The sequence below is a fragment of the Kurthia sp. FSL E2-0154 genome, from assembly GCF_038003625.1.
Lineage (GTDB): Bacteria > Bacillota > Bacilli > Bacillales_A > Planococcaceae > Kurthia > Kurthia gibsonii.
This window is the reverse complement of the sequence record NZ_JBBOPO010000003.1, coordinates 1-20,925: the sequence shown is the minus strand read 5'-3', so window position 1 is coordinate 20,925 and position 20,925 is coordinate 1. Positions and strand designations below refer to the sequence as shown.

Genomic DNA, 20,925 nt, shown 5'->3' with positions numbered 1-20,925 from the left:
ATGGAGTTACTCAATTTAACAATCAGTTTAAACTTGCATGTAGCTGCGTCATATCTACTTTCATTCGGTAATAATTTCTTAAAAGTAATTGGTGAAAATGTAATTCTGGGTCTGTTTTTTATTTGTAGTTTAGCAATTGTCACAATGTATTTAATTCCAGGTAAGCATGAGGAATATACAAAAAAGTTCTTGTGGATTTATTGCTCTTTATTACCATCTATTATTCTAGTTGTAATTAGAATGAGTGCTAACATAATAGAAGATTTAAAAAGTATAAACAATTTATATCTGGCAAATTTAGTTATAATAGTAGTTAGTTTATTTATCCCTTTAATAATACAGTTGATTATTATTACTCATAGTTTTAAGCAAAACCCAGAAGATGTAAATGAAATGAATATAATTAAGGTCCATACAGAAGGTTTAGACTCGTTTAAATTAATGGAATATTTTGTAGTAATGATACTTCCTTTTATTACTATAGGTGGCTTGATTGTAGATAAAATTACTATAGTGTATGTTTTCGCTATATTAGTAGTTATATTTATTAGGTTAGATTTATTTTATTTTAATTTACCCATTATGATTTGGTATTATTTACATGAAGTAACATTGTCAGATGAAAAAAAATATTTTTTAATATCCAAAAGTAAAGATTTAAGTGTTACAGAAGGAGTACCTAATAAAATTATTATTATTTCGGAAGTATTGAAAATAGCGGTATTAATTAAATGAAAAAATATACTCTATTTAAAATTATAAATTCGTTGACCATAAATTTAAGCTGTAACAAAAATGTAATATAACGCCCTTTCCCTCACAAAAGTGGAAAAGTAGAAATTTCCACTTTTGTGAGAACTATATCTACTTAACAAAAGTAGAAATTTCTACTTTTGAAATAAAGTTCTTATTTGTCCCCTTTCACGAAACTCCTTGCTATATAAGGCGTGAGAGGGGATTTTTATGTACATTTTAAAACGCAAAAAATCATTTCTACTTTGCAAAGGTGGAAAAGTGGAAATTTGCAATTTCTACCTAAAGCAAACTTCCTCGCAAAAGTGGAAAAGTAGAAAAGTGCGAGGAAACATAAGGATATCAACGCTTTTTATGAGTTTACAACCCTCGTATTTTATGTTTTATTTAGTAGTAATAAAGATTTTAGGCAAAATAAAAAGCCATTCCTCTTATGTCTTGCCGGACAAGGAATGACTCAAACACAGAACAACTAAATAAGTGAGCGTCCGAGCGGTTAGCTGGTAACTAACTTATCGTCGTTGATCTACAACAAAATGAGCTTTTTGGTCGAAGCCTATTTGTTGCTATAATTAGATTAAATAAATGGTGTGCTGGAAACACGCCATTAGTAAAACAATATTACGCTAATTATAGCAACTGTAGACGACATTTTCAATATTTCTGATTGAAAATTGGCTTCAAGCACCTTTTTTTAAGTGTGCTTTTGAATGAGATAGCCGTGGACGCTCACCTAGAGGAAAGGAGAGCAATGTCCATGGCTATTTTTACGTTAGAAAAGCAGGAGATGGGGCAGTTGTTTGATACGCTGCTACATACAGGCATCAACACATATAAAAAGAAGCATTCTACAGCGAGCTTGCCAGCACGTGTTGAGGCAGAGAAGAAAGAAAAATCGACACGTCAAGGGGCTGTCTTTGTGGTGCGTCAAAAAGCAGACTTTACAGCAAATGGCGTAAAGGGGTACATCGTGACGTCGAAGGAAACGTTATTAGAGGACGCGCACACGCTTACACACTTCACACCGAACGTGTACCGTACGTTTAGTTATACGGATGACACGCGTCGTTATATCCACGGCTTTGAGGAGCGTAATCTTCAGCAGATTAATACGTTCGTCGTCGATATTGATACGAAAAAATATAGCGTGAACGAGCTGCTACTTGTCTGCATGGACGCTTCAATTGGTTTACCGACGTTTATTGTTGCATCGGATCGTGGTTATCAGCTGTATTTTGTACTGGAATCACCACTGTTTATTTCGAATAAAGAAAACTTCCGTGGCTTAAAAGTGGCCAAGCGTATTAGTGATAATTTAAAGCGTAGTTTGCAGTCGGTAGAAGCCGATTTATTTTGCAATGACTTTGGCTTCTTCCGTTTACCAACAGAAAAAAATGTCGTGTATAAGGGTTTCGATAATCAATATTCGATTGCGGCACTGATACAGTGGTCGATGCGTCAGGATGATGATCTGCAGCGTCCTTTATTTGTGTTACCTACAAAGAAACAGAAGCAGTCTGTCGTGCATACAGAGTGGTTTGATGCATTAGTTCATACAGTGAATATTAAAGGCAATAAAGGCATGCTAGGGCGTAATAATACGCTGTTTACACTAGCGCTTATTTGCTACGCAGAAGGCTGGGATTTAGAGCGTACGGAGAACTTTTTAGATGAATTTAATGCTCGCTTACAAGATTCATTAAATGGTCAGGACTTATATGCTATTTTACAATCAGCGTATTCAGGTAAATATAGTGGTCCAAGTAAAGAATATGTAGAGGCGATACTTGCCCTGCACGTGAAAAATGGGACTGAGTATACGGTGTCTTTTGGCAGTCGTGCCTGGTACAAGTTTAAAAAGGAGCGAGAGGATCGTACACGTAGCCATTATGATGAATGGGAAGAAGATATTATAGGGTACATTACGGCTGAAAAAGCGTCTTCAGAGCCGTTTATTTGGCGTACACAAAAAGAGCTTTGTGAGGCAATCGGTATGGCGCAAAGTACTTTAAATGAGGTGCTAAAGCGTTCTACACAGCTCGTTAAAACGGTAACAGGGAAAGGTAGAGGTGCCAAAACAGGTTGGACAACAGTGAAGCTGTTTATTCAGTATGCAATGGAGCTTATGAATACGGCAAGAGAGAAAAAAGCAACATATCGCAAGCAGCTGATTCAAGTTATAAAGGAATGGACAGAGGAGTTAGAAATCGTTGCCGGCTATGCGCCGTTAATGAGCTATTTAGAATCTCTATTCTTTAAAGAAAGCCCATCCGTCACCGATGAACATCGTATTCGTGGCTCTAGTTAAATTAATACTCCAGTCTGCCTTACATATTTCTAATTACGCGTGCTTTTTGGTGTAGGAGAGAGGCTAGAGTAGTTGTTGTTTCTTAGGTATATTTTTATTTTTGTAGGAGAGTAGAGCCCAGAGCGGGAGGCGTTCCGCAGGCCAGCTTGCTGGACGAGGACCTTTTGTTTGAAGTTATTCAAGGTTTTTAAATTTAGGATGATTAAAGAATTCTGGAACAGATATATTCAGGGCTTTAATCATTTTGTGGGTTGCATGAGGTCTTTGATATGTTCTCAAATTGTATTTGATAATACTTGTATAGATAAGCTCCTTTAGTAACCTAACAAAAGTAGAAATTTCCACCTTTGTTAGGTAGATTTATTAAATTGTTGTTGTCGTTTTTCTTTTACGAAGCTTGTAAAGAGTTGGAGTAATTCTTTTGTCTCTTCAATGGATAAATGGTGTTAATCAAAGTATTTGTTTAGTAAAGTGCCTTTTTGAATGAGTGTATGTGTACGTTCATTGCGGGTTTGTTGCTTTGTGAGTTTTGTGATTTACAGTTCTAGTCGATTTTTTTCAGCAATTAGTTTGTGTAATGAATTATTCGTTATGGTTTTGTTCAGGAGCGGTTTTTGTTGTGTTGTAATCTTGATAAAGTGTAACGAGTGTATCAATTAAGTCATCATGGGTTTAATGGTGCGGTATATTATGAAAAAAAAGGACAAATTAAGCAGTATTATCAAGGTTATCAAGAATTCGAAAAGCAACATCTTATTAACAGAAACACACAGTTTAACTTAGCATCATTGAGTAAATCAGCTATGTATACAGCAGTAATGATATTCCAGTTAATTGAAAAAGAACAGTTGCATTTAGAGGATAATAGTGCAATTTGGTTTAATGTATCGCATTTTGAAAAAGTTACAATAGCGGATTTGCTCACACATACTTCTGGTATTCCGGAATATTTAGCAGAAAATATAACAATTAATTTCGAAACATTTCTAGAACTGTCAGTACCACAATATGAACCAGGTGAATATTGGTCATATAGCAATACGAATTATGTATTACTTGCAAAAATCATTGAAAATGTAAGTGGTTTATCGTATGAAATGTATTTAAAGCGATATATATGCGAACCATTAAATCTGACCAATACAACGACTCAACCAACACCCCAATGGCAAGCTCATGGTCAAACGTATGATTATGATAAGAAGCAATATCGAAAAATTACTGACGACCCCTATTTACATGAATTTGATAAATATAATGAAACATATGGCGATGGTGGGATTTATGCGACCGTTGGAGAAGTAGCAAAATTTTTAAAAGCCTTCTTGCATGGTCAATACACCAGCAAACAATATGTACAACTCATCTTAACCCCAACGGAAGCTGCTGAGCATTACAGCTATGGTTTTCTGCTTGAAGATCATTGGATTGGGCATATAGGCGGATGGGTTGGTTGCTCAGCTCAAGCCTTTATAAATATAGTTACAGAGGATGTGATTGTATTAGCAACAAATCAAGAAGTATTTCCAAAATATGAACAAAATATCATAGATTATTTAATGGGTAAACACGTTGTTGTTGAGACACAAAAACATCTAAAAATTCTACCACTTACTAATAGCGATAATATTACAGGACGATATGAATTAGTAGATGGGCTCAGTACAAGTTTTACGATTGAAAAAGATATACAATTTATGATTAAATTCGACCATCAGTTATCCATCCCCCTTTTTAAAACGGCCAAATCTTATTATTGGATACGTAATACAATGAGTTATATAGATTTTGCAAATCAATTATTTATAGATGAGGGGATTGAAATACCTTATCAGAAAATCGATTGAAATAGACCAGAAAGTTATACCTATACACTATGGGGCTGATTTTACTGAACGCGTGGGTTTGTCAGAAAAGATACGGATTTAAAACATTAAGAACAGAAAGCTACCAAATCCCGCTTTAAGGATGTTTTTAAAAGGTTAATCAAAAGTAAATGACGAATATTATAAACAGAATTCACATTATGTCAACTAAAAAAATAGCCGAAACCTTAATAAATAAGGGTTCTGGCTACTTCTTTTTTATATTGTTTATTCATTTTTCATACATTGCTTTAAAATCAACGATTGCAGCTGTATTAATAACAGATTTTTGTATAAAATACTGTATATTTTATCGTGTAGAATTATGCTATTAGTAACTAAATTAGATTAAATTTAATTTCTATTATGTTGATCTTTTAAAAAACATAACTTATGCTATATTTCACGTGAAAATTTAATCGTACATTTTTTTAATCCTTCACGTGTAGTATGATACAATTTAAATACAGTAGTTAAAGAATCTTTCAAATTAGTATATCTTCTAGCATTTTTGCTAGGTGGTGATATATGCAGATGTTTAATATTTTTGAAATAGCAATGGGTGCATTTTTTGGAGTATTGTCGAAAGAATTCATCGATTTAATAGTTCTTTATATAAAAAAAAACTTCAACAAAAATAGTTGAAGTTTTTTTTTCCGATGTGAGCGGAAGGTATAGCTAAAATAAGATTAGCTACTTTAATTACTGCAGAGAGTGCGCCAACACTCTCTTTTTTTATGTATTAATGTAAAGAAATTAATACATAATGAATATATTAAAAATATCACTCTTAGTGACATTATTCAATAAAAACATATTTCCAATGGAAATACGCATTCGACATTTTGAAACACAAGGAATCACTCTTAAACCTTGCAACCAAAGGGTTTTTGATGTTTTAAGTGTTATAAATCCATCTTTCAATTAGCTATATGCTTTATTCATTTTACTTTCTCTTTTTAGTGACCAATGTACACGTCAACATACGCATTTTTATTATGTATTATTTTATAAATTTTTTGTATTGGCAACGTATAATTAATAATTAAACAACTATTCGCGTAAATTGTTTTGAATTTTCTTTAAATGTTGTTATATCAACATTTTGAAGCCTATATGAACACTTTTTTTCTCAAATTATATGTAACGATAAAGAAAATTACACGTAGTGTGATTTTTTTGAAGTGAAATAAGTAATATCTTTCACTCGACACTTTTCTAGTCATGCTAAACTAATTTCAGATATTTTCTGTCCTTTTTACGTTGTCATTTTCATTTCAATGTATATAACTATTGAAATTAATACAAAAAGGAAGATCGTGAATGAAATATTTATCAGACTACATAACAACTGAAAATTTAAATGAGTGGATCAATGAATATAATGATTTATTGATTGTTGCGAATGCAGGTGCAGGAAAGACATATCTGTTACGTTAATGAAGCTAAAAAGCGAGGATTAAACATATTGTATTGTTACAATCGTAAGCTATCAATTACTTGAAAAATACAGTTTATTTTCAAAAATAGATAATTTGACTATATTCTTCCCCCCCCGACAGACCATGGTGTGACATACATCAACACCTCGTTCAGCCATAATTTCAGAAACTTCTCGATAACTCAGGTCATATCTCAAATAATAGCCAACGGCTAATGTAATAATATCTCTTTGGGGTACAGCCAACATTTCGGAAATTTTGTACGTTAAGCAAAATTCGACACAAAAAAAGCCAAATACCTGTACGCTAAGGGATTTGGCTTATGTTATAGATTAATTTTTATTTAAGGGTCTTAAGGAATTTGTGGGTAATCGATGCGAATCAAATTTATATTCTCCAAGAAAATTAATATGCTCCCATCCTAAAGGTGAAATGTGTGGAAGTAATTCTTCTCTTAAAACATTATTTTTCTTAAATTCCTTTGTAACTTCACTTAAATACACAGTATTCCATACACTAATTGCATTTATTAATATATTTAACGCACTGGCTCTTTGGAGTTGATCTTGTATGCCACGTTCTCTAAATTCTCCACGTTTACCAAAAAATAAAGCTCTAGCCAATCCATTCATGGCTTCTCCTTTATTTAACCCACGATGTATCCTTCTTCTTAATGCTTCATTTGTTATATAGTCAAGAATAAAGATTGTTTTTTCAATTCTCCCAATCTCACGAAGAGCTGTAGCTATTTTATTTTGTCTTGCATATGAACCTAATTTCCCCATGATTAATGATCCAGAAACTCTTCCTTCTCGAATTGAATGTGCCAGCCTTAATACATCATCAAAATTCTCTTTAATAACGTTTGTGTTAATCTTACCTCGAAGTATGCCTTTTATGTTTGGAAAATCATTAGGAGAAGAAATGGTATATAATTTAGCGTCACTTATATCTCTTAGTCTTGGTGCAAAACGAAACCCTAACAAATGACTTAATCCGAAAACTTGATCCGTATAACCGGCTGTATCAGTGTAATGCTCTTCAATTGAAAGGTCTGATTCATGATGTAATAATCCATCTATCACATGTACGGCATCCCTGGCATTTGTATTGATAACTTTGGCATAAAAGGAAGAAAACTGATCACTTGTAAAACGATAAATGGTCGTACCTTTCCCCGTTCCGTAATGCGGATTTGAATCTGCATGTAACGATGATACACCGACAGGAACGCGCATACCATCAGAAGACGATGTTGTCCCATCTCCCCAATATGAAGTTAATGATATACGGTGCTGATAATTTACCAGTGTAGCTTGAGCGCGAGTCATCGCATCTTCATGTAATCTCCATTGCATAACATTGGCCATCTGGCGATATGAAATATCAGGAGTTGCTTCTGCCATTTTAGTTAATCCAATATTTGTCCCCATTGCCATTAATGAAGCCATCACAATAGACTTTTCCTCACCTTTAGGCGGTTGATTTGAAGAAGCGTGAACAAATGATTCATCAAATCCAGTCCATTCAGCTACCTCCATTAATAAATCAGTAAGTTTAACTCTAGGAAGCATATTATAAAGCGATAAGCTGAAATTTCTAGCTTCTTCAGGAGTATCAGCTTGAAGTCTCTCAATATGTATCTTTTGTTTTTCAATGTTGATACTTTCAACTTTATCAATATTTTTGGAAATCCATTGAAGTTTAGTATTTAAAGTTTCGCATCTTTCCTGTATATACTGTTCAAAACTTACATTAACAGCTATATTAGTCCCTTTATTCTTTGCTTTTCCCCAATCATCTTTTGACACTAAATATTCTTCAAAATCCTTATGTAATCGACTACCTTCAACCCAAACATCACCAGAACGGATATAGTTTTTGAGTTCTGTTAAGGCAGCCATTTCATAATATTGACGGTTAATGTTACCTTCATCATCAAAAACATGTTTTTGCCAACGTTTAGGAACAAAACTCAAAGGTGAGCCATCAGGGATTTTCCTTTTTCCAGAATCATTTAATTCGCGTATGGTATCTAATGCTTTTAATAAAGGCTCTGCTGATTTAGTAGATTTGAACACTAAAGAATCCAACAGGCTCGGAGTATATTTCCTTAAATAGTTATATCGAGTTTTTATTAAATCAAGGTAATCATAATCCATTGGTCTTGATAATAATTTAGCTTCCTCAATCGATTCTACAATTTTATCCCACGGCATTACTTGCTCTAGTGCCACATAGGGATCAATACCTTCCTCTTTGGCCTTAATTAAAGCCGTTCCTATATCTGCGTAATGCACAACTTTTTCATTTACTGACTTTCCATTTTGTTTTTGTATCTCTTCTTGTGTTTTTCTGCCTTTTGCTTGTAACACCATCATTTGTCTATCATGAATTTCAATGGCATGGTCAGTTAAGTCTTGGGAGAGAGTGATTAAGTGAGCGACTAATAATGCATATCTTTTATCTTCGTTAAATCTTCTAAAAGAATGGGGTTCATATCTTGCCCCAATTCGTGCCAATTGTAAAAGTCTATTGGGGTGTATTAATGCCGTATTGGCTGCGATATTCATTTCTTTAATGTACTTTAATCTTTTTATGACCTTTATAAAAGAATCTGGTGACGACTGTCCGGGAATTTCCCGAAGCCAAGCTAATTGGGTTTTATTATTATTTACCGTTAAATCGATTAACTTTTCTAGTTCACGCTTATGTCTTTCGGAAAGATTGCTTGTTAGTATGGCATATATTTTTTTCTCTGCACGCGTTCTTGCTAGCCAAACCATCCTTTCGATTGTTAGTATGGCAGGAAGGATTATTTTTTCCTTTCTTAATAAATCAATTGCTGTGCGTACTAGATGCATCGAATTCCCATTGTCCAATGCGAATTTTAAAAGAACATTAGAAATCGTACGATAATCGCTGTTATTAAAGTTTCTATATCCATAAACTTGACGTATTTCTTCTAAATGCTCACGTCTAGTTGTATCACGTTGAGCATATGAAGAGTAAACTTCTGGATCTACATTAATTTGATTAGCGACGTAATTAATAAGGCTTTCGGGTATTTCTAACATATTAATTAAAGAACAACCGGGGTTTCTAAGAATGCATAATTGGAGTGCGAACCCTAAGCGATTATGCTCTCTTCTATGACGATTTATAACATCAATATCATAGTCAGATAGACTGTAATAAGAAGTAAATTCAAATTCTGATAAATTATTAAGGTTTAAAATTTCCTTGCGCTGTTCTTGTGTCAGCAGTTCTTTCACACTCAAGTTAAATCAATCCTTATTAATAATTTTGGTATGAGCCTAATTTACTTTGTCTAAGTATCTATACAGTGAGGTTTTGCTGATTCCTGTTGCTTCTGTAATTTGGTTGATTGTATAATCCTTGCTTTTATACATTTTAATCGCCATTTCAACTTTATCCTTTTTCTTCGATGGTCTGCCACCTTTCCTTCCTCTGGATCTTGCTGCTTGAAGCCCTGATTTTGTCCTTTCGCTAATAATATCTCGTTCTAACTCTGCAATATTTGCCATTGTACGAAAGAAAAACTTCCCCATTGCAGTTGAAGTATCAATACTGTCATTAATAGAGACAAAATCTACGCCCAGATCATTGAATAATTCACTAAGTTCAATTAGATGTTTTGTAGAACGTGAAATACGATCCAGTTTATATACAACAATTTTGTCGCCACTGCGTAAGACTTTAAGAAGTTCTTCAAGTTGGGATCTATCTTTTCTAGTTCCGGTCAATTTTTCTTTATAAATTTTTTCTACCCCAAATTTTGTAAGGGCATCAACTTGCATATCCAAGTTTTGTTCCTCCGTACTTACACGTGCATAACCAAATACCATCATTCATCACCTGCAAAAGTAGTTTATAACCCTATATTAGCACCAAAAACGGTATCAGATACTAAAAATGTTACTTTGATTTTGGGAATGAGTTTTGGTTCTATAGATTAATAGAAATAGGTTGTTTTTTTAAAAATATTTATCAGTACCATAAACGGTCGTTTTCGGTATTGGAATCATTTAATTGAAGGGAGTAAAATATATTGACCATGTACTATGGTACATGGTTTATATTATATGTGAGGTGAAGTAAATTGCATTTTCGAGTCGGAGAAATCGCAGAGAAGTGTAACGTTAACAAAGAGACCATTAGATATTATGAGCGTTTAGGCTTAATTCCAGAGCCTGATCGTACCGAAAAAGGATACCGAATGTATTCACAACAAACGGTCGATCGGTTAAATTTCATAAAACGGATGCAGGAATTAGGATTTAGCTTAAATGAAATTGACAAATTGCTAGGGGTCGTCGATCGCGATGAAGCAAAGTGCCGTGATATGTATGATTTCACCGTTCTTAAGTTAGAGGACATCCAGAGTAAAATTGAAGGTCTCAAAAGAATTGAACAAATGCTGATGGATCTTAAAGAAAGATGTCCCGAAAACAAAGATATTTACGAATGCCCCATTATTGAAACACTGATGAAGAAATAAGAGGTGAAACAGGATGAAAAACACAATAAAAAGTTCAGGCTGGTTTCTTGTCGCACTAATCACATGCCCGTGTCATCTGTTTTTACTGCTTCCGTTGGTTGCAGGAACGGCACTGGGTTCATACTTCACGGACTTTAAAGATGTTATTTTCATCGTGATGGGTCTGTTATTTGTCTTTGCTCTTTTCAAGGGCTGGAGAAAACTTGACCCAGAAACAAAGGATGAAACAAAAAAGGAAACAAAAACGCATGATTGTTGCAGTATGGAGAGGTTTAAATCATGAAGGAAAAAGTGTCGCAAGTAGCCACTATATTTTCAGCTTTTGTTATGGCTGCATGTTGCCTGGGGCCACTGATTTTCATACCTCTTGGACTAACTGGGTTTGCAGGAGCATTAGCTTTCTACTCATTTAAGTATCGGTTATTGTTCAGCGTTGCCACCATCATCCTTCTTACTTACTCCTTTTATATGGTTTATGGGAGAAAGGGAAAAAGAAAAAGTTCTGTCATTGGGTTATGGATTACGACGTTTTTTGTTTTCGGCATGTTTCTTTTTTTATTTCTAGTTGAAGGTGGACTATAAAAGATGAGGTGCTTTATATGAGCGTACAAATAATTAGGATTATGATGCTATTATCCCTTCTGTTAGTGGTTAGTGCGTGTAGCAACGAAAAAGAAGCACAAAATACTATAGATGCTAAGCAGGAAGTAAAAACTACCATTGAAACAACTAAAACAGGGACATTCACGGTTTTGGGGATGGATTGTTGTCCACCGTCTGTTGTAGAAAGCGTCCTGGAACAGGTAGATGGCGTTAGCAAAACAGCCATTAAAGTCAGTGGAAGCAAGGGCGAAGTAACGGTTTCCTTTGATGATAAGAAAACGGATTTACAGGCAATTAAGACGGCAGTTTCGAATTTCGGGCTTGGAGTCGAGTAAAAGGAGAGATTTAACATGAAAAAATATCGAGTAAACGTTCAAGGAATGACTTGTACGGGTTGTGAAGAGCATGTAGCTGTTGCTCTTGAAAACATGGGTGCAAAAGGGATTGAAGTGGATTTTCGTCGCGGAGAAGCTGTATTTGAGCTAACGAATGACGTGGAGGTGGAAACAGCGAAAAAGGCGATTGCTGAAGCCAAATACCAGCCAGGAGAGGTAGAAGAATTACAACCGCAAGAAATGGTGCAGTTAGGCGATGAAGGCGATTATGATTACATTATCATCGGTTCTGGCGGTGCTGCTTTTTCGTCTGCCATTGAAGCTGTGAAATACGGAGCGAAAGTGGCGATCATCGAACGTGGAACGGTTGGCGGAACATGTGTGAATATTGGCTGCGTTCCTTCGAAGACATTGCTGCGGGCTGGCGAAATCAATCATCTGGCAAAAAATAATCCATTCATCGGATTGCACACGTCAGCTGGCGACGTTGATTTGGCACCATTGATCAAGCAGAAAAATGAACTGGTGACGGATCTTCGAAACTCAAAATATGTGGATTTGATTGATGACTACGGCTTTGAATTAATCAAAGGCGAAGCGAAATTCGTAGATGAAAAAACCGTTGAAGTCAATGGCATGCAGTTGTCAGCCAAACGATTCTTAATCGCGACAGGTGCTTCACCAGCAGTGCCAAACATTCCTGGACTGGATGAAGTCGATTATTTAACAAGCACAACTCTGCTTGAATTAAAGAAGGTGCCTAAGCGTCTTACGGTCATCGGTTCTGGCTATATCGGGATGGAATTGGGACAACTCTTCCATAATCTAGGCTCAGAAGTCACATTGATGCAAAGAAGCCCGCGTTTGTTAAAGGAATACGATCCTGAGGTTTCAGAAGCAATCACGCAAGCCTTGACAGAACAAGGGGTCAACTTAGTGACGGGAGCATCTTTTGAACGAATCGAACAAGATGGAGACATTAAAAAGGTCCATGTAGAGGTAAATGGCAAGAAGCGAATCATTGAGGCAGATCAATTACTGGTTGCCACAGGAAGAACACCAAACACGGCAACCTTGAATTTACAGGATGCAGGCGTTGAAGTAGGCCCCCGTGGTGAAATCGTAATCGATGAGTATTCAAAAACAACGAATTCACGCATCTATGCAGCAGGAGATGTCACGCTTGGTCCTCAATTTGTATATGTAGCAGCTTATCAAGGTGGAGTTGCGGCAGGAAATGCTATCGGTGGACTGAACAAAAAGCTGAATTTAGAAGTGGTTCCGGGGGTTACATTTACAGCTCCAGCAATTGCAACGGTTGGTTTAACGGAGCAACAGGCAAAAGAGAAAGGATATGAAGTGAAAACATCCGTCTTGCCGTTAGATGCCGTTCCAAGAGCACTGGTTAATCGGGAAACAACAGGCGTGTTTAAACTGGTGGCGGACGAGAAGACACTGAAAGTGTTAGGGGCTCATGTGGTAGCAGAAAATGCAGGAGACGTAATTTATGCAGCGACACTGGCTGTCAAATTCGGTTTAACCGTGGAGGATCTCCGAGAAACCATGGCTCCATATTTAACAATGGCAGAAGGATTGAAGCTAGCTGCTCTTACGTTTGATAAAGATGTATCAAAATTATCTTGTTGTGCAGGTTAATCACCTTTTTAGGAAGCCTTAATGTACGTCTTCAGTTAAAGAAAGCTTTTATAAAAGACGATTCTTCTCTTAACATAGAGATAATTGTCTTTTGTATTCCAAAAAATGTCTTAGCGTGGGTTTTATGTCAAAATGTTGGTGGTACCCCTGTACTTATCAATTTCATTGGGAAAAGATCTTTTTCTTCTTGACCTTCCCCTTAGGTGAAGGTTGTATACTCTAGTTATAGTTAGTTCAGCTGATGGTACCACCAGTTAACGAGGAGGGAGGAAAGTGGAGCAATTTACGATTGGTCAACTAGCCCAACAAACAGGAGTCAGTCGAAAAGCCATTCGATTGTATGAAGAAAAGGGACTTATCCTACCTTCCATTAAGCGGAGTGAAGGCAATTACCGCGTTTATAACCAAGAGCATGTATTTTGTATCAATGGTATCAAACAACTCCGATCTTTAGGCGTATCGCTGGAGGAAATGACGGATCTGGTAGTGATTTTCGAAAAAAACCTGTGGAGGTAGAACCTCGTCTTCAGCATTTGTTAAAGGAGAAACTGACTATGATAGATGAGCATATTAAAGATCTACAAAAGTTACGACAACATGTTGGAGCGTTTCTGGATTCCCCGAAAGACGTATTCAATCAAGTATATCTTCCTAAGAATTTTACAATCGAATGTAGATATAATCATGTAAGTAACATCGAAAAACAATAAAACTGACAAAAAAATCCAAGGAGGAAAAAGTCATGAAAACTGAAATTCAGGAACTTGTAACCCTATTTGACCAGAACAAGGGAGAGGGAGGAGGCTCCATGAAGTGGCTCTTTCGCCCGTTGTTACAAATGCTAACAAAAGGTGAACCAGTTACCGTTGAGGACATTGCAACAACAACCGGGAAGCCCCTCGATGAGGTTAAGGACATTCTCTCGACCTTATCCAGTGTGGAACTCGATGAACAGGGTCGTGTTGTCGGTTTTGGTCTCACCTTAATCCCTACGCCCCATCGCTTTGAAGTTGATGAGAAACAATTGTATGCGTGGTGTGCTCTTGACACCCTTATGTTTCCGGAACTTATAGGGCATATGGTTCATATTGAATCGCCTTGTTACAGTACTGGAAAGCCTATAAGATTGACAGTGGAACCGGATCGTGTTTTAAGCCTGGAACCAACGACGGCTGTTGTCTCAATAGTAACACCGGATGATACGTCCTCTGTTCGGTCGTCATTCTGCAACGAAGTCCATTTTTTTAGCACGGAAAGTGCAGCCCAAAATTGGCTTAACCAACATCCAAATGGGAAGGTGTTACCCGTTAAGGAAGCCTTTGAATTAGGTCGCCTTCTGGGAAAACGTTACGAGGAATCTGGCCCTACCAATGAGTCTTGCTGTGACATCTAATCCTAAATATAACCAATCGTCTTGTTTAATTTTTGAAGTACGAAACCCAAACCAATGAATGAGACCGTGAGACTGCGAAATTTGCGGTGTTTAACAGTAGAAGATCTTCGCGAAACCCTTGCTCCCTATTTGACAATGGCAGAAGAACTAAAGCTGGCTGCCCTTACGTTTGATAAAGATGTATCCAAATTATCTTGTTGTACAGGATAACCATCTTTTATAATATCAAGCCGATATTCCTTAAAGTAAGGAAATCGGCTTTTTTTCATCCGGAAATTGGCTTAGCGTATGTTTTCCGCGTTTTGTTGGTAGGACCCCAACATACACATATCTTTTTTGTCGTCTATTATTCCTTCGATGTTTTCAATGACTGATTTCATAGGTTCTGCATTTTTAAAAATAGAACCGTCATCAAACAAACGTGAAGGAACAGGTGATGGATATATGTCGGTTCTGTATCCTTTATCTTTAAGTGCTTTGTTAACATTGGCAATGCAATTGTCTATATCAACAATCACTATTCTTGACATATATTTTTCCCCTTTCTACCAACTACTTTTGTAAAAGATGATATACTCTCGTTTCGTTTTTAAATCCGCCAACGTGATCAAAAGAAATAAAACAGCCTGAGTCCTTATGTAATTTTAGGTCTCAGGCTGTTAATGTCTGTCTGCGTGACAGGGCTTATTTTCGAACTAAGATAAAGCAGGTCACGAGTTTGCAGTCATTGGATGTTCTGTTTTTTCATTTTATGTCATTTGGTCAATTCTTACATTTTCAGGGCTTGTTTTACGGTTTCCTTCAGAGGGGTCAAGGATCCGATCAGTTTTTGCAGATCATCTGATGTTTTGGACGCTTCTCCTTTGGAAATCGCGTCATAGATCGCTGCCGTAATTTCAGCAAACGGCTCAGGGACACCAGCGTTTACGAGGAAATTTTTCTCTTCTTCGAATGAGACAGGCTGATGCACGACTTTTTTGCCGGAAACCTCGGAGAGAATTTGGGCAAGTTCATCAAAGGTCCACGGTTGATTGGAAACAAGGTTATACGTTTTGTTTTCATGCCCTTCCTCTGTAAGAACCGTTGCGGCAGCCAAAGTAAGTTCATTGCGTGTTACTGAATTAACGATCCCGCTTCCCGCATTCGTAACAATTGCTCCAGACTCTATGGATGCGCGCAGCCCCTCATTTACAAAAAAGTCCGTATATAAGGCATTACGCAGGAAAGTATACGGGATATTGGTCGTACGGATGGCATATTCCGTTGCTAAATGTACGTGTGCAAGGGGAATTATTGATTCCTCAGCAAAGGCATATCCTGTGTAAGCAATATGTTTGACTCCCGCATCTCTGGCAGCTTTTACGACATTTGCATGTTGAACGATAAGAAGCGTATTATCATAATGCGGACCTGAGATAAAGAGCAGCTTGGAGACACCTGCAAAAGCCTTTTGAAGAGATTCCGGTTGATTATAGTCGCCATGGCGAACTTCCACGCCTTGATCGGCAAGAGTAGAGGCTTTTTCAACATTACGCACGATGGCAATGATTTGACTGGCGGGAACTTTTTTGAGCAAATGTTGAATCACAAGCCCACCGAGTTGACCAGTAGCACCTGTAACCGCAATTGACATAATCATTTCTCCTTTTTTTCTAAAAATTTTTTGAATAAATAACATCATCTAGGTGGCGGAAGCCAAAAATAAACGAAGGCGGCCGCAATTGAAGACTGGATTGAGGAATGACTGTTTATTATGTATTTCGGCCATTCTTGCCCACCATTATAATTGCATCAGAAATGTAAATCAAATCTTATGCCTGTGCTGCTAAACAAGGTGAATGCCTCCTATCATTTTGTCGCGCCTATCATAGATAAGGCCGTGCAATCAAAATTTTTACAAGTCAACTCCTCTTTTTAGCTTTTTAATAGTTTGCCGCTGTTGTTCAACTCATGAAAAAGTTATTTTCTCTTTCCCTAAACTAGATAAACCTATGATGCTTCGTGTTTTTTATATATGATAGAGATTTTTTATAAACAAGTACAAATGCGTAATTGATTGTTATCAGGATCTACGACTGTCATCATGCGAAGCCCTTCAAGATCCTCATTTGGAGGCTCAATGATACGGACTTCTTTTTTGCTCTTTAATTCGCTGTACCAGTTGTCAACATTTGGAACAAAAAAGTGTACTAATCCACCTACTTGGCAGTCACCAGTATGTTCAGTCAAATAAATAGTCATTTCATCTTTGGTGATCTGCGCAAAAACAGGAAAATGCGGTTCAAATCGATGTTCCCAGTCAATTTGAAAACCCATCCCATCTATATAGAACTCCTTACTTCTTGTATAGTCAGTTATGCGTAATGCAGGAATTACTTTTTGCATATTGACCTCCTCATATTATGTTATACCTCTTATATCCAATCATTAAGTTATATTCTCTTGCTCTATAGCTTAATAAGCATTATATCAAATTCCCTCATTTGAACACCTAAATTACTCCATTAAATGGCCCTTTAATGGAATAGGGAACGACTATTTTTTCCCTTCCGACAGCTTTCTATATAATGAAGCCCTAGACACATTTGTAATTTCACAAATTTGATTTACAGTCATACCTCCTTCTTTATATAGCTTTACTGCATAATTCATTCCTGCGTGATTTTTATGATATTTCTTTAACCGTCCTTTAAACTTCCCTTCTTTCTTTGCGAGCTCAATTCCTTCACGCTGACGCATAGGAATAAGGTCTCACTCTAATTGGTTAACACCAGCCATTACCGTAATTAAGAATTGACTATATGGATTATCTTCTGATAAATCTAGCCATGTATCCTTAAGTGATTTTAAGCTTGCCTTTTTATTTCGTATTAAATCAATCAATTCAAATAAATCTTGCGTACTTCGAGTGATCCGAGTTAAATCTGTAACATAAATAATGTCTCCTTCCTGTAAATCCTCTAACATTTTTTGAAGTTGTTCACGATCTTTTGTTGCTCCTGAAATTTTTTCTTCATAAATAATATCCATTCCAATTTCGTTCAATTGCCGAAATTGACTTGAAGGATTTTGGCTAGTCGAACTGACGCGTACATAACCGATTTTCTTCAAAATTTCACCTCGTTTTTGAGACAAGTCATACAACAAAACACTAAATCGCTTTATTTGACGTAATTTCGATTATATCTCAATAGATTAAACCTTATTGTACAAGGTTTCCTGCTTTATCATTGTAAATCCGTATAATCCGGATGCTGCCCCTCTAAGAAGTAAGATGTTCTCATACCAATAAGGAACTCATACCATTTAATTAATCAGAAGTGCTTGTTTTCGTGTCAGCAGATCTTTGATTAAGTATAATTACTCCACCGATAATCATAACTAAACCAATAAATGTAAGAATGTTGAATGGTTCATTCCACACCAAAACACCTATTAAAGCTGTCAGAGCTGTTCCTACACCTGACCAGATTGCGTAAGCTAAACTTAAAGGCAAAGTTTTTAAAGACAATGATAATGTATAGAACGCTATGAAGAAGCCAATTGCTACTCCAATTGTGGGGTATATATTTGTAAATCCTTCAGATAATTTCAACATAGATGTTCCGAATATTTCACCAATAATCGCAATTCCTAATGCAACATACCCTTTCATAATCCATCAACCTTCCTTTAATGAGACAATTTAAGTACCACAACACCAGCTATAATGATTAGTAAGCCAAGTAATATTTTTAGATTAAACTTTTCTTTCCAAACAAGAATACCAACAATCGCAGTAAGAGCAGTTCCTGCACCAGACCATATTGCATAAGCAGTTCCTAACGGAATGTGTTCTAATGCTTTGGAGAGAAGGTAAAAAGCACTCCCCATACCTATTACTAAACCAACTGTAGGGACTAATTTCTTAAAGCCATTTGATGCCTTCATCATAGAACTTCCGAATACTTCAAATAAGATTGCGCCAATTAATAATACATATGGATTCATGTGATATCCTCCTAGGTTGTAGATTCAATTAATTTTTCGATGATTTTTTCTCGTAAGTCAAAATTGACTTGTCCCAACTTAAAGAACTCGGAATAATAAAGACCATCGAGGGTAAGCCGAATTGTTGTTGCTAGTACAGAGTCAATACCATCCTCATCAATTTTTGATTGAATATACTCGAAGTGGACGAGGATGTTTTCTGTAACAGTAGGATTCAATTTCGAAAAAGAATGAGATGCTATATTTAGAACTTGAGAATTGTTTAAATCATCAGTGTATGCATGTATTAAGGCGCGAGTCCATTTTCCTTTTTCTATAGGATCATTCTCAGCTAATTCATTAAATCGGTATACAAAGTCTTGAAAAATAAGTTCAGTTATTCCAGCATATAATGCTTCTTTTGAGGGGAAATGATACAATAAACCACCTTTGCTAACATTGGCTTGCTTTGCGACTGCTTCTAATGTCAAAGTATCAAAATCGTTTGAACCTAAGAGTTCTATTGCAGCATTTAGCAGATGCGCTCTTTTGTCCTGTTTTTTTGCTGACATGATTACCCTCCTTTTGTTATTCCATGAGATTATTATACCGTCCGGACGGTTTTTTGTCAAAATAAACTTACCTTGAATTTATTTTGATAGGGATGTTCCAGAATCAAAGTTTGTATTGTTTTTTAGAAAATAATTCTGTTAAAGGGCGCTATTCTGACATATGAACCAGCGTCCTTAATACATATAAGAAACGCCTCAAAATTCAAGATACCTTAGTTCATTAAAGATTTATAAAGTATGCAAAATCATTCAAAATAACGTTCCCAAATAAAAGTTTGGTAACACACCAAAAGGGCGCAAACGCTGTTACATCAACGTTTGCGCCTTTTCTATTGGTACATTGTTTATGCGTTGTTTTATACACTTTCACTAAAAGCCAGTGCCAGCAATAGATTGAGTGTGTTTTGGCGATAGCTGCGTTCGTCACGATGTTGCATAGAATCTTGCATATTTTAAACGTTCCTTAACGTACAAAATTTCCGAAATGTTGGCTATACCCCATATTATTCAACAACGAACGAAGGCAGGATTAGAAGCCGCGAGAAAACGAGGGAAGATTGGTGGTCGCCCGGCAATTGATGAACATAAGAAACGACAAATCAAAAAACTATATGCAGCTGGAGAAAGTGCAACGGATATTGCAAAGGAATTCGGGATTGGGCGAAGTACGGTGTATAAGCTATTGAAAGCTGAATAGGGAAAAGTCATTTTCTAGTAATAAGAAAATGATTTTTGTTTTTATGAGAAATGTTGTCATTCTAAGACTTCATTTCAATTTGTCCATCTATCGATACTAATTTCGTTTTATCAAAATAGGAACACTAGGTTCATTTTATTTTACAATACTCTCCCATATACTTTTATCAGTAAGCTTAACTTACAAAAATATACTGCGAAATGAGGTATTTTATGATACAAAATTTATCAAAAGCTTTAAAAAAACACTACCGCGAAGAGTTCATATGAAAATGACAACCGAATGGTACACCATCTTTGGGTAACTGTTAAAGAATTGCCAATAGGACTTCCGACAGATGTGAATTCAAGAGAGGTAAAGTTGAAAAAAGAAAATCAGTAATCAATAGGTTGAATTAGTTATTTAAGATCATTTAATATTAGGAATTATTCAACCGTTCATATATTTTCAAGTGTTTACGCCAAAACTAAAACATACTAATCTTAGTATGTTTTATATTTTTTATATAGAAAACGTAATGACGACAGCTGTTTATAAAATCAATTACTTGCATACACGAAATGACTTTCTATTATAAACCCTATAAAAGAACCGTCACGTGCATCAAACAAGTCGCCTACTCGCTACCTCGTCACATGCGCTAATCGTTTAAATGCCATCGCATAAAATATCTTATCGCAAATAATGAACAAACCAAAAAGTACACCATCACTCGATGTCCCTTTGTTCCTGGTTTGAAACAGAAAAAACTTTTAATATGACGTTTTTTGCATAATATGCATATATAGGTTATATATAATAGTTTTTTTA

19 protein-coding genes and 2 pseudogenes are annotated in these 20,925 nt (G+C 36.0%); 11 read left to right on the top strand and 10 right to left on the bottom strand.

Annotated features, from left to right (window positions below):
- The 3 genes from MHB75_RS14930 to MHB75_RS14920 all read left to right on the top strand — a co-directional run bounded on the left by MHB75_RS14930 (nucleotide 1) and on the right by MHB75_RS14920 (nucleotide 4,908).
- Nucleotides 1-735, top strand: a complete 735-nt coding sequence (locus tag MHB75_RS14930; protein ID WP_340998880.1) for a hypothetical protein — start codon at nucleotides 1-3, stop codon at nucleotides 733-735.
- Nucleotides 736-1,510: 775 nt separating this feature from the next.
- Nucleotides 1,511-3,061: a primase C-terminal domain-containing protein gene (locus MHB75_RS14925; RefSeq protein ID WP_340998879.1), complete on the top strand. Its 1,551-nt coding sequence runs from the start codon at nucleotides 1,511-1,513 to the stop codon at nucleotides 3,059-3,061.
- Nucleotides 3,062-3,708: 647 nt separating this feature from the next.
- The gene (locus tag MHB75_RS14920) at nucleotides 3,709-4,908 is read left to right on the top strand and encodes a serine hydrolase domain-containing protein (RefSeq protein ID WP_340998878.1); all 1,200 of its coding nucleotides are present in this window, start codon (nucleotides 3,709-3,711) and stop codon (nucleotides 4,906-4,908) included.
- 1,544 nt (nucleotides 4,909-6,452) lie between these two features.
- On the opposite strand, the pseudogene MHB75_RS15155 reads toward MHB75_RS14920, so the two are convergent.
- The 3 genes and pseudogenes from MHB75_RS15155 to MHB75_RS14910 all read right to left on the bottom strand — a co-directional run.
- Nucleotides 6,453-6,616 (bottom strand): annotated as a pseudogene (locus MHB75_RS15155) (IS6 family transposase); the annotation flags it as partial.
- Between the two features lie 84 nt (nucleotides 6,617-6,700).
- A complete protein-coding gene (locus MHB75_RS14915) occupies nucleotides 6,701-9,649 on the bottom strand; it encodes a Tn3 family transposase (RefSeq protein ID WP_031642476.1) in 2,949 nt (982 codons plus the stop codon).
- 36 nt (nucleotides 9,650-9,685) lie between these two features.
- Complete coding sequence (locus MHB75_RS14910; protein WP_031642477.1) at nucleotides 9,686-10,237, bottom strand: recombinase family protein; 552 nt, start codon at nucleotides 10,235-10,237, stop codon at nucleotides 9,686-9,688.
- 254 nt (nucleotides 10,238-10,491) lie between these two features.
- On the opposite strand from MHB75_RS14910, the gene merR1 reads away from it, so the two are divergent.
- The 7 genes from merR1 (at nucleotide 10,492) to merB (ending at nucleotide 14,877) form a co-directional block, all read left to right on the top strand.
- Entirely contained in the window at nucleotides 10,492-10,890 is a 399-nt protein-coding gene (merR1, locus tag MHB75_RS14905; RefSeq protein ID WP_031642478.1) for a mercury resistance transcriptional regulator MerR1, read from the top strand.
- 13 nt (nucleotides 10,891-10,903) lie between these two features.
- Nucleotides 10,904-11,173 carry a hypothetical protein gene (locus MHB75_RS14900; RefSeq protein WP_033533596.1) on the top strand — a complete coding sequence of 90 codons (270 nt, stop codon included), beginning with the start codon at nucleotides 10,904-10,906 and terminating at the stop codon, nucleotides 11,171-11,173.
- Nucleotides 11,170-11,472, top strand: coding sequence for a mercuric transport protein MerT (merT, locus tag MHB75_RS14895; protein ID WP_031642480.1), 303 nt, complete (start codon nucleotides 11,170-11,172; stop codon nucleotides 11,470-11,472). The genes MHB75_RS14900 and merT overlap by 4 nt, the downstream gene beginning before the upstream one ends.
- A gap of 17 nt (nucleotides 11,473-11,489) precedes the next feature.
- Entirely contained in the window at nucleotides 11,490-11,828 is a 339-nt protein-coding gene (merP, locus tag MHB75_RS14890) for a mercury resistance system substrate-binding protein MerP (RefSeq protein WP_031642481.1), read from the top strand.
- A 15-nt stretch (nucleotides 11,829-11,843) separates the two neighbouring features.
- On the top strand, nucleotides 11,844-13,484 hold the full coding sequence (gene merA, locus MHB75_RS14885; RefSeq protein WP_031642482.1) for a mercury(II) reductase: 1,641 nt from the start codon (nucleotides 11,844-11,846) through the stop codon (nucleotides 13,482-13,484).
- A gap of 273 nt (nucleotides 13,485-13,757) precedes the next feature.
- Entirely contained in the window at nucleotides 13,758-14,000 is a 243-nt protein-coding gene (locus tag MHB75_RS14880) for a MerR family transcriptional regulator (protein WP_049961608.1), read from the top strand.
- Between the two features lie 226 nt (nucleotides 14,001-14,226).
- The gene (merB, locus tag MHB75_RS14875; protein ID WP_031642483.1) at nucleotides 14,227-14,877 is read left to right on the top strand and encodes an organomercurial lyase MerB; all 651 of its coding nucleotides are present in this window, start codon (nucleotides 14,227-14,229) and stop codon (nucleotides 14,875-14,877) included.
- Between the two features lie 281 nt (nucleotides 14,878-15,158).
- Here merB and MHB75_RS14870 read toward each other — a convergent pair whose 3' ends face one another.
- The 7 genes and pseudogenes from MHB75_RS14870 to bcrA form a co-directional block, all read right to left on the bottom strand.
- On the bottom strand, nucleotides 15,159-15,407 hold the full coding sequence (locus MHB75_RS14870; protein WP_031642484.1) for a hypothetical protein: 249 nt from the start codon (nucleotides 15,405-15,407) through the stop codon (nucleotides 15,159-15,161).
- 239 nt (nucleotides 15,408-15,646) lie between these two features.
- Complete coding sequence (locus MHB75_RS14865) at nucleotides 15,647-16,510, bottom strand: SDR family oxidoreductase (RefSeq protein WP_003725287.1); 864 nt, start codon at nucleotides 16,508-16,510, stop codon at nucleotides 15,647-15,649.
- 395 nt (nucleotides 16,511-16,905) lie between these two features.
- The gene (locus MHB75_RS14860; RefSeq protein ID WP_003725288.1) at nucleotides 16,906-17,262 is read right to left on the bottom strand and encodes a glyoxalase superfamily protein; all 357 of its coding nucleotides are present in this window, start codon (nucleotides 17,260-17,262) and stop codon (nucleotides 16,906-16,908) included.
- A 150-nt stretch (nucleotides 17,263-17,412) separates the two neighbouring features.
- Nucleotides 17,413-17,988 (bottom strand): annotated as a pseudogene (locus MHB75_RS14855) (recombinase family protein).
- A gap of 199 nt (nucleotides 17,989-18,187) precedes the next feature.
- Nucleotides 18,188-18,532 carry a quaternary ammonium compound efflux SMR transporter BcrC gene (gene bcrC, locus MHB75_RS14850; RefSeq protein ID WP_031642485.1) on the bottom strand — a complete coding sequence of 115 codons (345 nt, stop codon included), beginning with the start codon at nucleotides 18,530-18,532 and terminating at the stop codon, nucleotides 18,188-18,190.
- A gap of 17 nt (nucleotides 18,533-18,549) precedes the next feature.
- Nucleotides 18,550-18,867: a quaternary ammonium compound efflux SMR transporter BcrB gene (bcrB, locus tag MHB75_RS14845; protein ID WP_031642486.1), complete on the bottom strand. Its 318-nt coding sequence runs from the start codon at nucleotides 18,865-18,867 to the stop codon at nucleotides 18,550-18,552.
- 11 nt (nucleotides 18,868-18,878) lie between these two features.
- Complete coding sequence (gene bcrA, locus MHB75_RS14840; protein ID WP_031642487.1) at nucleotides 18,879-19,418, bottom strand: efflux transporter transcriptional regulator BcrA; 540 nt, start codon at nucleotides 19,416-19,418, stop codon at nucleotides 18,879-18,881.
- Between the two features lie 484 nt (nucleotides 19,419-19,902).
- Here bcrA and MHB75_RS14835 point away from each other — a divergent pair, with 484 nt between their 5' ends.
- Nucleotides 19,903-20,115 carry a helix-turn-helix domain-containing protein gene (locus MHB75_RS14835; RefSeq protein ID WP_340998865.1) on the top strand — a complete coding sequence of 71 codons (213 nt, stop codon included), beginning with the start codon at nucleotides 19,903-19,905 and terminating at the stop codon, nucleotides 20,113-20,115.
- The last annotated feature ends 810 nt before the right edge of the window (nucleotides 20,116-20,925 follow it).